The sequence below is a fragment of the Sphingomonas sp. FUKUSWIS1 genome, assembly GCF_000733135.1.
GTDB classification, from domain to species: domain Bacteria; phylum Pseudomonadota; class Alphaproteobacteria; order Sphingomonadales; family Sphingomonadaceae; genus Sphingomonas; species Sphingomonas aerolata.
Map to the genome: position 1 here is coordinate 31,582 of NZ_JPJC01000190.1, position 11,711 is coordinate 43,292.

Sequence of the window (11,711 nt, forward strand, 5' to 3'; positions counted from 1 at the left end):
GAGGCGCGGGCGGCAGCGATGCAGCGCCGCGGCCTGGGTGCGCGGCGCGTCGCGGGGGCGTTTCGCGAGGCGGGGATCGACGAGGCCGATGCCGATGCGCTGGCCCCCGAAATCGCGGCGCGCGACGTCGATGCGGCGCTGGCCTATGCGAAGCGCAAGCGGCTGGGCCCGTATGCCCGGTCGGAGAATAGCGACGGGGGTGGGGCCGAGAATCGTGCGCTGCGGCAAAAGCAGCTCAGCGCGATGGTGCGCGCCGGCCACGGTTTCGATCTGGCACGCAAAATTCTTGCCGCGTCCCCGTCTGAAACAATCGATACGACAGATTTTGACTGAAGACGCATTGCAGGTTGTTGCGGCTGCGACGAAGCGTGCTAGCAAGGTGCAGGGGTGCGTAACGATGCGTAGTGAAGCGCAATATGACGGGGACAGGCCGGACACGGTACCGGACGCGGTGGCGGCTGCAGGACCGCGCGCAATTTCGGACATCGGGCAGGGCGTGGAGCAGGCTGTCGCGGAGCCGCTGGTGCTCGGCGGGGTGATCAAATGGTTCGATGTGACGCGCGGTTTCGGCTTCGCGGTCGCTGACGATACGGCGATCGGCGATATCCTGATCCATTTCTCGGTGCTCCAGCCGCATGGCCGGCGCAGCCTGCCAGAGGGCGCGCGGGTCGACGTGGTCGCGGTGCAGCGCGGGCGTGGCTTCCAGGCGCGCGAGGTCCTGTCGATCGATCTGAGCGGCGCAGTCGAGGAGACGGCGGTACGACCGGGCACGGCGGCGCCGGTCGACCGGATCGATCCGGTCGCGCTGATCGATGCCGCAGGCCCGTTCGAACCCGTCGTCGTCAAGTGGTTCAACCGGCTCAAGGGCTATGGCTTCCTGGTACGGGCAAGCGACGACAGTGACGTGTTCATCCATATGGAAACGCTGCGGCGGGCGGGGATCGACGTCGTTGAGCCCGATCAGCCGTTGCAGGCGCGAATCGTGACCGGTCGCAAGGGGCCGCTGGCCGTCACGGTGGAGCGATCCGCGCCGGCGTGGTAACCGGCCCGCCGCAACCGGGGATATATGTAATGAGTAAAACCGTCTTCGCCGCGCTTCTGGCGCTCGGCCTCTGCGCGTGTTCGAACGGCGACGCTCGGGCCGGCGACTCCGCCGCCCCAGACGCTACCGCCGCAGACACTGCGACCGGCACGGGCACCGGTGCTGCACCGGGTCAGGCCGCCGCGACGCTGGCCGTGACGATCCACAGCGCGAACGGCGCGCATGTGTTCACCGTCGAGAGCGCCAAGACCGAGGCGGAGCAGGCCCGCGGGCTGATGTACCGGACCGATCTCAAGCCGAATCGGGGCATGCTGTTCTGGCCCTATCCGACCGACGGCAGCGGGCCGCGCGAGGCGAATTTCTGGATGAAGAACACGCCGAGCCCGCTCGACATCATCTATATCCGCGCCGACCGGACGATCGCGCGGATCGCCGAGAACACGATCCCCTTCTCCGAAGCGCAGATCCCGTCGGGCGAACCCGTCGGCGCGGTGCTCGAGATCATGGGCGGGCGTGCCGGGGAACTCGGCATCGCCGAGGGCGACCGTGTCGAATGGCCGGGCGCGCCGGGCTGAACCGCCATATCCACGACACAGCGCCGTCTTGCCATGGCGCCGGCACTGCGTTCGAGGTTGATGGCGCGGCGCGCACCCGCTAAGCGGCGGCTATGGGATTTCTCGCATCGACCTTCACCTGGTGGAACGGCGCCACGCTCGGCACCAAATTCGGGCTCCGCGGCAAGACGCGGATGGGCGAGGACGCGCTCGGCAACGTCTATTATGAAGGCGGCAAGGATACCGCGGGTAATCCGCGTCGCTGGGTGATCTATCAGGGTGCGACCGACGCCAGCCGGGTACCGCCCGCCTGGTTCAGCTGGCTGCACCATCAGGTCGCCGACGTGCCCGATCGTGCCCTGCCGCCGGTCCGCCCCTGGCAGAAGCCCGCCCTGCCGAATCTGACGGGTACCGCACTCGCCTATCGCCCGACGGGCGCGATGGAAAAGGGTGGCCAGCGCGCTGCGGCGACCGGCGATTACGAAGCGTGGGTGCCTGAGTGATGCAGCGCCGGATCGCTGCGGCGATCCTGGTCGTGGTTCTCGCGGTCGGTGGCTGGTTCGGCTATCGCGCCTGGACGAACCGCAAGGCCGATACGACCGTCGTGGTCCAGCAGGATCTGCCGGGCGGCGATCAGGCCGGTGACGGGTCGGTCGAGACGATCGACACGGGCGGCGCGGCGCTCGCCAATGGCGGGACGCCGATGGCAGAGCGCGTCGCGGTGATCGGCCTGCTCAACAAGCGGAACGGCGTGACGCGCGACGTCACGTTGAAGCCAGGACAGGCGACCCGGATGGGCGACGTCGTCCTCCGCCTGCGCGCCTGCGAACAGACCGCGCCCTGGGAGCCCGAACAACTGACGGGGGCCTTTGTCCAGGTGATCGTCCGCGGCGTCGACAAGAAATGGCGGCGGACATTTTCGGGCTGGTTGTACAAGGAGCGCCCCGCGCTGAACGCGGTGCAGCATCCGATCTACGACGTCTGGACCAAGAGCTGCGCGATGACCTTCCCCGCGACCGGGCCGGATACGACATCGTCGGGCGCACCTGCGGCGGCGCGGTCGAGTGCGAAGAAATCCCCGGTGGCGGCCAATGATGCAGCCGCACCGGACGAGCCGGTCGAGCCGACCACCCCGTCGAGCGCCGCGGCGAGCAACGCGATATAATCGGCACGCTCGATCTCGATTGCGCCGAGCGATTCGAGATGCGAAGTCTGGAACTGGCAATCAAGCAGATCGAAGCCGCCGGCCTTCAGCCGCGCGACGAGATGCGCCAGCGCGACCTTCGACGCGTCGGTCGCGCGGCTGACCATGCTTTCGCCGAAAAAGGCCCGCCCGAGCGCCAGCCCGTATAGCCCGCCGACCAGCCGGTCGCCGTCCCAGCATTCGACCGAATGCGCAAAGCCCATCAGATGCAGTGTGTGGAAGACCCGCTCGATCCCCGCATTGATCCACGTCTCGGGCCGGCCCTCAACGCTTTCGGCGCAGAGCGCGAGGATCTGGCCGAACGCAGTGTCGACGGTGACGCGGAAGCGGTCCGCGACGATGGTCTTGCGCAGCGAGCGTGAGAGCCGGAACCCGTCGAGCGGCAGGACCGCGCGCTGGCGCGGCTCGACCCAGTAGACGTCGATCGCGTCGCGGCTGTCGGCCATCGGGAAGACGCCGGCCGCATAGCCGCCAAGCACGAGGCGCGGATCGAGAATATCCATCGGTCGCGCCTTAGCCCGCTGCCGACCCCGCCGCCAGCCGGTGTTCGATCGTCCGCCACAGCTGATCGAACGCCGCCGCGGCGGTCGAGCGCGGTGCGAAGGCCCCGACCGCCGCGCGTTGTACGGTCATCGCCTCGATCACACTGCTCATTGGAATGACCGGCCAGTCGGGGTTGGCGGCCAGCGCGTCGGCATGCAGGCGCCGCCGGCGATCGACCATCGCATGGACGGGCAGCACGGGCACCTTGCCGCCGAGATGGCGGATCACCTCCTCATAGGCGCGCTGCGACAGCGGCGAGGGGATGACGGGGACGACGATCAGATCGGCGGCGCGCATCACCTGATCGGCGGTTTCGGTAAGACCCGGCGGGCAGTCGAGCAGGACGCGATCATAATCGGTCAGCGCGCCGATCAACTTGCCGAGCCGCTTTTTCTTGTCGAGCGTGTGAAACAGCTGGTCGAGACCGCGGAGCGAGGCGTCGGCGGTAATCAGGTCGAGCTTCGCGACCGGCGTCGGCTGGGCGCGCTTGGCGACGCTGATATCGCGGGAGAACATCGCCTGGGCCTGATCCCGCCCGGCGGTACCGTGCAGCAGGAAACTGCTCGCGGCCTGCGGGTCGAGGTCCCAGAGGATCGTGCGGCGTGCCGACCGGGTTGCCGAACACCAGGCGAGATTGACCGCCAGCGTGGTCTTCCCGACGCCGCCCTTCAGGCTGTAGATCGCGATGGTTGCCATGACGGCCAGCGTGCCGTCGTGCGACGCCAATGGCAAGGCATCGCGGCATAACAACGCCCCGGGCGACGCTGGCGGTCGTCCGGGGCGCGGGATCATCCGGCCGTGGCCGGCTGAAGGATCAGGTGTGGCAGGTCTGGCCGGGCTTGCCCGGCTGGGTCAGCTCGATCGACTTCTCGGTGCCCGTCATCGACCAGCCGCCGTCGGCGACCAGTGGCTCACCCTCGGCAGGCGCCTTGAGCGTCGTGGCCGGACCGCCTTCCTTGAGACGAACCACGGCCTGCTTGCCCCCCTGGAAGAAGGTCACATAGGCCAGGCTGTTGTCCTTGCAGCGCATCGTCTGCTCCGACTTGATCGACGGCGGCAGCTCGACCGGTGCCGCATTGGCGAGCTGGTTCGCCATCGGATCGGGATTGCTGTCGACCACCTCGGGTGCAGCCGGTTTGGAGTTGCAGGCAGCCAGCGCGAGCAGCGCGGCGACGGCGGTGAGGGGGAGCGTCTTCTTCATATCTTCGGGGCTTCGCGCATGCAGCAAATCGCGTCAAGCCGTAGCGGCCGCGATGCGCGCGCGGCGGGACGGGTCATCCCCGGGATGCGCCGGTTCGTCGCATCGGCGATGGCGCCCGGCAGTGTTGCGCCACCACATTCGACCGGTAGCGGCGGGGGAATAAAGGCACCGGGGTCGTCCGATGTCACGCATCTGCCACTATATTTCACGGAACCGTTGTAAGAGGACGTTGCATGCCGGGCCAAATTCCTGTCGCCGAGCGCCTGTCGGCGATATCGACGCTCATCACCCAGGCGCTCTGCCTGGCCGACGAGGGGGGTGAATTGCTGCTCGGCGCCAAATTGTCCGACGCGCTGGATTGCGTTCAGGCCCGCATCGAAGCGGTGAGGAGCGACGCGGCGTGAAAGGGGCGGCCTGACGGGGCTTGGTGCGCCGGCTTGTCCGGTGGATAGTTTTAGCGCGCTTGTGGCGGACCGGGAGTGGCGCCATCTACAGGCGATGCAGATGAGATCCGACACGCTGACCGCCCCCGATACGCTTGCCCTGATCGGGAATACGCCGCTGGTGCGACTGAAGGGCCCGAGCGACGCGACGGGGTGCGATATCTTCGGCAAGTGCGAATTCACCAATCCGGGCGCCTCGATCAAGGATCGCGCTGCGCTGTTCATCGTCGAGGATGCCGAGGCACGCGGCCTGCTCCAGCCGGGCGGGACGATTGTCGAGGGGACCGCGGGCAATACCGGGATCGGCCTGGCGCTGGTCGCCAATGCCAAGGGCTACAAGACGATCATCGTGATGCCCGAGACGCAAAGTCGCGAGAAGATGGACACGCTGCGCGCGCTGGGTGCCGAACTCGTGCTCGTGCCCGCCGCCGCCTTTTCCAACCCGTGTCATTTCGTGCACACGTCGCGGCGCATCGCCGAGGAGACGCCGGGCGCGATCTGGGCGAACCAGTTCGACAACACCGCCAATCGCCACGCGCACATCATCGGTACCGCCGAAGAGTTGTGGCGGCAGATGGACGAGCGGATCGATGGCTTCACCTGCGCGGCGGGGACGGGCGGGACGATCGCTGGCGTCGGCCTGGGTCTGAAGGCGAAGGACGAGGCGATCTGCATCGCGCTGACCGATCCGCACGGCGCTGCGCTGTATAACTATTATGCGCATGGCGAGCTGAAGTCCGAAGGGTCCTCGGTTGCGGAAGGCATCGGGCAGGGGCGGATCACCGCCAATCTCGACGGCGCGCCGATCGATACGCAGTTCCGGATCTCGGATGCGGAAGGCTATGCCTGGACCCGGCAGTTGCTCGACGAGGAGGGGCTGTGCCTCGGCCTGTCGTCGGGGATCAACGTCGCGGGCGCAGTCGCGCTGGCGCGGCAACTCGGACCGGGCAAGCGGATCGCGACGATCCTGTGCGATACGGGGTTCCGCTACCTCTCGACGCTGTACAATCCCGAATGGCGCGCGGCGAAGGGCCTGATGTGAGCGAGGGCGGCGGCGCGCCGCGGGATGGTGAAATTCGACAAGTGCGCGATGATCGGGTAGATGCGCGCGACAAGATGCAGACGCAACGCGCACCTTCGCAAACCATGCAGCGGATCAAGGTCGGCATGATCGGGCTCGCCGCAGTGGTGATCTTCATCGGGCTCGCCAGCGCGATCATCGGGTCGGCGACGCGCGAACGACCCGTGGTCGCCGCCGGCTCGGCGCAGGCCGATGTCGTCGCGAACATGGCCGTGTCGAATACGACCGCCGCCGCCGATGGCTCTGACGAGCCACTCGCGGAAATGGGCCTCGCACCCAGCGTCAACGCACAGGCACCCGCTACTCCGAACTGATCCGGGCTTTCCGTCGCTGCCGCGCCGGGGAAATCACGGGACCACGCTGACACGCAGCGCGTCCGCATGCCAGGGTCGACTCGATCTTGCCGTAGATCAATGTGCGCACCGGGCCGTCCCGGCAGGGCACATGGTCCCGGATCAAGGGCAATACAGCGCTTGATTCCCGGAAATCCCCAAATATCCCGTTGCGTCCCCGTTCCGCTGTGATAGACGGAGATTAACACAGGGGCACGTTCACCGTTCGCGATTGCGCGGCCGGGCCGCGGCGAAGGCTGCGGTTCGAGGCGGGAAGACGTGCGCGCCATTCGCGGGATATTGGCGTGTCGGATCGAGGGCGATATCAAGGAGATGGCATCGGCCTTGTCGACGACAAGGGCCGGGTAGCCATCCCTTCCGCTCTTCGGACGATCTTGTCGGCAAATGCCCCCAAGGCGAACGGCAAGGACGGCGGAACCATCATCATCGGCGCACACCAGAAGAACCGCTGCCTGGTCGCCTATGATCCGGGTTATGTCGCGCTGCTCGCCGAAAAGCTCGACCGCCGCGAGGCCGAGAATACCCGTGAAGACGGCGAATATGACTATAACATCAAACGTCGCGCGGCGTCGGGCGAGGCCGTGCCGTTCGATGGCTCGGGCCGCTTCATCATGCCCGCCTTCCCGCGCTTCTATGCCGGGATAAAGGGGCACGCATTCTTCTACGGCGTCCTCGACTATATCGAGATCTGGGATCCCGCGGCGCTGGTAGCGACCGACGACATGCCCCCCGTCGTCAAGGAGATGGCGCGCTTCTACATGGCCGAAAAGGGGATTTCGCTGTGAGCGAGACGATCCCCGCCGCCCCGCACATTCCGGTCCTGCTCGACGAGGTGATCGCCGCGCTCGCCCCTGCCCCCGGCGAGACGATCGTCGACGGGACGTTCGGCGCGGGCGGCTATACGCGGGCGCTGCTGTCGCGCGGCGCCTGCGTCATCGCCTTTGACCGCGACCCCGACGCGATTGCCGCCGGACAGGACTGGGCCGATGGCGAGGAGCGGCTGACGCTGGTTGCCGCCGACTTTTCCGCGATGGTCGCCGAACTCGAGGCACGCGACGCGTTGCCCGTCGACGGCATCACGCTCGACATCGGCGTCTCGTCGATGCAGCTCGACCAGGCCGAGCGCGGTTTTTCCTTCCAGTCGGACGGACCGCTCGACATGCGGATGGCGCAGGCGGGCATGACCGCCGCCGATTTCGTCAACGAGGCCGACGAGGACGAGATCGCCGACGTCCTCTATCATTTTGGCGACGAGCCCAAGTCGCGTCGCGTCGCGCGGGCGATCGTTGCCGCACGACCGATGACGCGTACCGGCGAGCTCGCGCATGTCGTCCGTCGCGCGCTGGGGTACAAGGCGCACGACAAGAAGGACCCGGCGACGCGCGCGTTCCAGGCGATCCGGATCCATATCAACCGCGAACTCGGCGAGCTCGCCGATGGCCTGCTGGCGGCGGAGCGCGCGCTCAAGCCCGGCGGACGGCTCGCCATCGTGACCTTCCACAGCCTGGAGGATCGCATGGTGAAGCGGTTCCTGCGCACGCGGTCGGGCAGTGCGCCTTCAGGTTCCCGTCATCTTCCACAGGCAAAAACCGTGGTAGAACCGAGTTTTACCGATGTTGGCCGCCCCGTGCGCGCCGGCGAGGACGAGCTGGCGCGTAATCCGCGCGCACGCTCTGCGACTTTACGAACGGCGCGGCGGACCTCCGCGCAACCTTGGACGGAAGAGGTGACGACATGACGGCGGCGTATCGGTTGAAGGGTGTGGGCTGGTTCGGTGGCTGCGTTGCCGTCGTGCTCGGCTTTTACCTCGTTTCGCTGCAGGTGGCCGCCGAGCGCAAGAAGCTTGAGACCGTCAACGGCCAGATCCGGTCGGCCGAGCGCGATATCCGCGCGCTCGAGACCGAATTCGACACGCGCGCGAACCTCGCGCAGCTCGAGCGCTGGAACGGCGATACGCTGGCGCTGTCCGCGCCGACCGCGGGGCAGTTCGTCGCCAGCGAATCGGCCCTCGCCAGCCTCGACGTGAATCAGATCGGCGGGCCCGCGGGCGCCACCGTCCAGACCGCGCAGCTGCTCGTGCCGTCGCTGCCGGTTGCGGCCGCCGCCGCGGCACCGCAGGCGGTCGACGTCGCCGTGCAGGCCGTCGCTGCCGCAGCGCCACTCAAGCCCGTCACTGTCCGCGCCACCGTCCAGACCGCCCGCGCCACCGACACGGCGATCGTCCGCGCGGCCGCTCCCGAGCGCCTCGCCGCGGTCGCCAAGGTCCGTCCGCAGGCAGTCGCGATGCTCGACCGCAAGCTGCTGTCCGACAACACGCTGGGTTCGATCCTGAGCGGCGCCCGGGCCGAGGCAGGGCGTCTGCGTTGACCACTCTCGTCGCCCGGCCGGTTTCCGAGCGGCGTACCGCAACGCAGCGCCACGCGCTGGTCGCGACGGCGCACACGCGCCTGATGATGTTGATGTTCCTGTTCGGGGCTGCGGTGCTGGTCGTGATCGGCCGGCTCGGCGTGCTCGCGATCCAGTCGTCGCTGAGCGATCCCGGCGCCCGCGCCGCGGCGATCGCGGCGCGCGGCGATATCGTCGATCGCAATGGCGCGCCGCTGGCCAGGACGATCGACGCATGGACGATCGCGGTGCATCCCAAGAAGATGATCGGCGATCCGACCGAGATCGCCGCGCGGCTGGCAGCGCTGATGCCCGATCGCGGCAACCAGGCCTTTTTCTACGGTCTGCTGACCAAGGATGTGAATTTCAGCTACCTGCAACGCCGCGCGTCGCCCGCTCTGGTCGAGCAGGTCAACGCGATCGGCGAACCCGCGATCGTGTTCGCGCGCGAGACGCAGCGCCTGTATCCGCAATCGACCATGGCGGCGCATGCGCTGGGGTTCCTGTCGACCGACGGCCACGGCATGTCGGGGATGGAGCGCGTCCTCGACGAGCGGCTGACCAACCCCGCGCTGAACGGCGCGCCGGTCGCGCTGTCGATCGACACGCGCGTCCAGGCGGCGATGGAAAGCGAGCTCGCGCGTGCGGTCGCGTCGTTCCAGGCCAAGAGCGCGGCGGGCATCGTCCTCGACGTCGACACCGGCGAAGTGATCGCGATGACGTCGATGCCGGTCTTCAACCCCAACCGGGTCGGCATGGCGGGCACCGAGCAACTGCGCAACATGGGTACGCAGAGCGTGTACGAGCTGGGGTCGGTGTTCAAGCCGATCGCGATGGCGGCGGCGATCGATTCGGGCACCGTCACCTCGATGGCGCGGCGCTTCGACGCGACCGTCCCGCTGCGCGTCGGCGGCTACACGATCCACGACGATCCGGGCGATGAAGAAAAGCGCTGGCTGAACATCCCCGAGACGCTGATCTATTCGTCGAACATCGCGACCGCGCGGATCGCCGATCAGATCGGTGCGGCCGGGATGCAGAACATGTTCCGCAAGCTCGGCTTCGACACGAAGCCCGATATCGAACTGCGCGAGAAGGGCCGGCCGATCTGGCCGACCTTCTGGGCGCGCACGACCTTGATGACGTCGGCCTATGGGCACGGGATCGCGGTAACGCCGCTGCACCTCGCCAACGCCTATGCGACGTTGGTGAATGGCGGGATCTGGCGCCCGACGACGCTGCTGAAGATCGATCCGGCGCATATCCCCGCCGGGCGACGCGTGATCAGCACGACGACGAGCGCGCGGATGCGGCAGCTGCTGCGGCTGGTCGTGCAATATGGCACGGGCCGCAAGGGCGAGGCGCCCGGCTACCGCGTCGGCGGCAAGACCGGTACGGCCGAGATCGCGCAGGCGGGGGGCTATAACAAGCACACCAACGTCTCGACCTTTGCCGCTGCCTTCCCGATGGACGCGCCGCGTTACGTCGTCGTGGTGACGCTCGATTCCGCCAAGGGTAACAAGGAATCTTACGGTTTCACCACTGCGGCCTGGACCGCGGCGCCGGTGGTATCGCGCGTGATCAGCCGGACCGGATCGATGCTCGGCGTCATTCCCGATGCGAACCGCGACATTGACGAAAGCGACTTGTTGCCGCTGTTGTGGCATGCGCCGGGCACGCCGGCCTTTGGCGCAAAGCCGACGTCCGGTGCGGAATGAGGGGCGATACATGAGGATCGGTGCATGAAACTGGCAACGCTGATCGGTAAGGGCCCCGTCAGCGATGGCGGGGCATCAGCGCACGGATCTGCACCGTGCGACGCGTATGACGGCAACGTTACGGGCTTCGCGATCGACCATCGCAAGGTCGCACCGGGGACGATCTTCGGGGCGTTCGAGGGCGCCCGCGTCAATGGCGAGGACTATATCGCCGACGCGATCCGTGCCGGCGCGATCGGCATCGTCGCGCGGCCGGGCCTCGCGGTCGAGGGTGCAGCGTACATCGCCGACGAGACCCCGCGCGAACGGTTTGCGCAGCTTGCGGCGACGTTCTTCGCACCCTTTCCCGCAACGACGGTCGCGATCACGGGCACCAACGGCAAGACGAGTTGCGTCGAGATGACCCGCCAATTGTGGCGGATGGCCGGCCATCACGCCGCGTCGATCGGGACGCTGGGCGTCACGACCGCCGACGAACGCGTCACCACGGGCCTCACGACGCCAGACGCCGTCACCTTCCTGTCGAACGTCGCCGGGCTCGAGCGCGAAGGCGTGACGCATCTCGCGTTCGAGGCATCGAGCCACGGGCTGACCCAGTATCGCACCGAGGGACTGCCCGTATCGGCGGCCGCCTTCACCAATCTCAGCCGCGACCATCTCGATTATCACGGCGATATGGCGGCCTATTTCACCGCCAAGATCCGGCTGTTTTCGGAAGTACTGCGCCCGGATGGCGCGGCGGTGGTGTGGGCCGACGATCCGCAGGCGGCGCGGGTCATCGACCTCGCGCGGGAGCGCGGTAACCGGCTCGTGACCGTCGGCACGCGCGGCGATACGCTGCGACTGGTTGATCGCGATCCCACGCTGCTGGGGCAGGGGCTGACGATCGAGGCGGGCGGGCAGACCTACCGCGTGACGCTGCCGCTGATCGGCGGATATCAGGCAGCCAATGCGCTGGTGTCGGCGGGGCTGGTGATCGCGACCGGGGGCGATATCGCGACGACCATCGCCAATCTGGCGCGGTTGCAGCCCGTGCGCGGGCGGCTCGAGCGTGCGGTGATCGCGCGCTCGGGTGCGCCGGTCTATGTCGACTATGCGCATACCCCCGACGCGCTGGAGGCGGCGATCGCCGCGCTCAAGCCGCATGCGGGCGGGCGGCTGATCGTCGTGTTCGGCGCGGGCGGCGA

At 67.8% G+C, this 11,711-nt stretch carries 15 protein-coding genes and 1 pseudogene; 13 read left to right on the top strand and 3 right to left on the bottom strand.

The annotated features are described in order from the left end of the window. The 5 genes and pseudogenes from sphsw_RS11775 to sphsw_RS20480 all read left to right on the top strand — a co-directional run. Nucleotides 1–333 (top strand): RecX family transcriptional regulator (locus tag sphsw_RS11775; RefSeq protein WP_031440788.1); only part of this gene is annotated, 333 nt, incomplete at its 5' end. Nucleotides 334–397: 64 nt separating this feature from the next. After that, on the top strand, nucleotides 398–1,042 hold the full coding sequence (locus tag sphsw_RS11780; RefSeq protein ID WP_081874299.1) for a cold shock domain-containing protein: 645 nt from the start codon (nucleotides 398–400) through the stop codon (nucleotides 1,040–1,042). A 29-nt stretch (nucleotides 1,043–1,071) separates the two neighbouring features. Beyond that, on the top strand, nucleotides 1,072–1,617 hold the full coding sequence (locus tag sphsw_RS11785; RefSeq protein ID WP_042467142.1) for a DUF192 domain-containing protein: 546 nt from the start codon (nucleotides 1,072–1,074) through the stop codon (nucleotides 1,615–1,617). Nucleotides 1,618–1,709: 92 nt separating this feature from the next. Further along, the gene (locus tag sphsw_RS11790) at nucleotides 1,710–2,099 is read left to right on the top strand and encodes an NADH:ubiquinone oxidoreductase subunit NDUFA12 (RefSeq protein ID WP_031395586.1); all 390 of its coding nucleotides are present in this window, start codon (nucleotides 1,710–1,712) and stop codon (nucleotides 2,097–2,099) included. 200 nt (nucleotides 2,100–2,299) lie between these two features. Next, nucleotides 2,300–2,533, top strand: a pseudogene (locus sphsw_RS20480) (DUF2155 domain-containing protein); the annotation flags it as partial. A 35-nt stretch (nucleotides 2,534–2,568) separates the two neighbouring features. Here sphsw_RS20480 and aat read toward each other — a convergent pair. The 3 genes from aat to sphsw_RS11810 all read right to left on the bottom strand — a co-directional run bounded on the left by aat (nucleotide 2,569) and on the right by sphsw_RS11810 (nucleotide 4,544). Further along, complete coding sequence (gene aat / locus sphsw_RS11800) at nucleotides 2,569–3,303, bottom strand: leucyl/phenylalanyl-tRNA--protein transferase (RefSeq protein WP_031440792.1); 735 nt, start codon at nucleotides 3,301–3,303, stop codon at nucleotides 2,569–2,571. A gap of 10 nt (nucleotides 3,304–3,313) precedes the next feature. Next, a complete protein-coding gene (locus sphsw_RS11805) occupies nucleotides 3,314–4,039 on the bottom strand; it encodes a ParA family protein (RefSeq protein WP_031440793.1) in 726 nt (241 codons plus the stop codon). 118 nt (nucleotides 4,040–4,157) lie between these two features. Beyond that, nucleotides 4,158–4,544 (bottom strand): hypothetical protein, encoded by a 387-nt coding sequence (locus tag sphsw_RS11810; RefSeq protein ID WP_031395590.1) that lies wholly within the window; start codon nucleotides 4,542–4,544, stop codon nucleotides 4,158–4,160. A 233-nt stretch (nucleotides 4,545–4,777) separates the two neighbouring features. On the opposite strand from sphsw_RS11810, the gene sphsw_RS19820 reads away from it, so the two are divergent. From sphsw_RS19820 to sphsw_RS11845, 8 genes are all read left to right on the top strand, one after another. After that, nucleotides 4,778–4,948 carry a hypothetical protein gene (locus sphsw_RS19820; RefSeq protein ID WP_157840482.1) on the top strand — a complete coding sequence of 57 codons (171 nt, stop codon included), beginning with the start codon at nucleotides 4,778–4,780 and terminating at the stop codon, nucleotides 4,946–4,948. A 100-nt stretch (nucleotides 4,949–5,048) separates the two neighbouring features. Further along, on the top strand, nucleotides 5,049–6,029 hold the full coding sequence (locus sphsw_RS11815) for a cysteine synthase A (RefSeq protein ID WP_031440794.1): 981 nt from the start codon (nucleotides 5,049–5,051) through the stop codon (nucleotides 6,027–6,029). Then, nucleotides 6,002–6,382, top strand: a complete 381-nt coding sequence (locus sphsw_RS11820) for a hypothetical protein (protein ID WP_234387749.1) — start codon at nucleotides 6,002–6,004, stop codon at nucleotides 6,380–6,382. The genes sphsw_RS11815 and sphsw_RS11820 overlap by 28 nt, the downstream gene beginning before the upstream one ends. A 413-nt stretch (nucleotides 6,383–6,795) precedes the next feature. Continuing rightward, nucleotides 6,796–7,206, top strand: coding sequence for an MraZ C-terminal domain-containing protein (locus sphsw_RS11825; RefSeq protein ID WP_320481608.1), 411 nt, complete (start codon nucleotides 6,796–6,798; stop codon nucleotides 7,204–7,206). Further along, on the top strand, nucleotides 7,203–8,159 hold the full coding sequence (rsmH, locus tag sphsw_RS11830; protein WP_031440796.1) for a 16S rRNA (cytosine(1402)-N(4))-methyltransferase RsmH: 957 nt from the start codon (nucleotides 7,203–7,205) through the stop codon (nucleotides 8,157–8,159). Before sphsw_RS11825 ends, rsmH begins: the two co-directional genes overlap by 4 nt. After that, on the top strand, nucleotides 8,156–8,788 hold the full coding sequence (locus sphsw_RS11835; RefSeq protein WP_031440797.1) for a hypothetical protein: 633 nt from the start codon (nucleotides 8,156–8,158) through the stop codon (nucleotides 8,786–8,788). The genes rsmH and sphsw_RS11835 overlap by 4 nt, the downstream gene beginning before the upstream one ends. Then, on the top strand, nucleotides 8,785–10,524 hold the full coding sequence (locus tag sphsw_RS11840; RefSeq protein WP_037528403.1) for a peptidoglycan D,D-transpeptidase FtsI family protein: 1,740 nt from the start codon (nucleotides 8,785–8,787) through the stop codon (nucleotides 10,522–10,524). Before sphsw_RS11835 ends, sphsw_RS11840 begins: the two co-directional genes overlap by 4 nt. A 24-nt stretch (nucleotides 10,525–10,548) precedes the next feature. Further along, a partial coding sequence (locus tag sphsw_RS11845; RefSeq protein ID WP_081874297.1) for a Mur ligase family protein occupies nucleotides 10,549–11,711 on the top strand: 1,163 nt, incomplete at its 3' end.

Excerpts from the sequence above, each read along its gene's own strand:
- sphsw_RS11780 (WP_081874299.1), top strand. The coding sequence starts at position 398 with ATGCGTAGTGAAGCGCAATATGACGGGGACAGGCCGGACACGGTACCG.
- sphsw_RS11785 (WP_042467142.1), top strand. The coding sequence starts at position 1,072 with ATGAGTAAAACCGTCTTCGCCGCGCTTCTGGCGCTCGGCCTCTGCGCG.
- sphsw_RS11790 (WP_031395586.1), top strand. The coding sequence starts at position 1,710 with ATGGGATTTCTCGCATCGACCTTCACCTGGTGGAACGGCGCCACGCTC.
- aat (WP_031440792.1), bottom strand. The coding sequence starts at position 3,303 with ATGGATATTCTCGATCCGCGCCTCGTGCTTGGCGGCTATGCGGCCGGC.
- sphsw_RS11805 (WP_031440793.1), bottom strand. The coding sequence starts at position 4,039 with ATGGCAACCATCGCGATCTACAGCCTGAAGGGCGGCGTCGGGAAGACC.
- sphsw_RS11810 (WP_031395590.1), bottom strand. The coding sequence starts at position 4,544 with ATGAAGAAGACGCTCCCCCTCACCGCCGTCGCCGCGCTGCTCGCGCTG.
- sphsw_RS19820 (WP_157840482.1), top strand. The coding sequence starts at position 4,778 with ATGCCGGGCCAAATTCCTGTCGCCGAGCGCCTGTCGGCGATATCGACG.
- sphsw_RS11815 (WP_031440794.1), top strand. The coding sequence starts at position 5,049 with ATGAGATCCGACACGCTGACCGCCCCCGATACGCTTGCCCTGATCGGG.
- sphsw_RS11820 (WP_234387749.1), top strand. The coding sequence starts at position 6,002 with ATGGCGCGCGGCGAAGGGCCTGATGTGAGCGAGGGCGGCGGCGCGCCG.
- sphsw_RS11835 (WP_031440797.1), top strand. The coding sequence starts at position 8,156 with ATGACGGCGGCGTATCGGTTGAAGGGTGTGGGCTGGTTCGGTGGCTGC.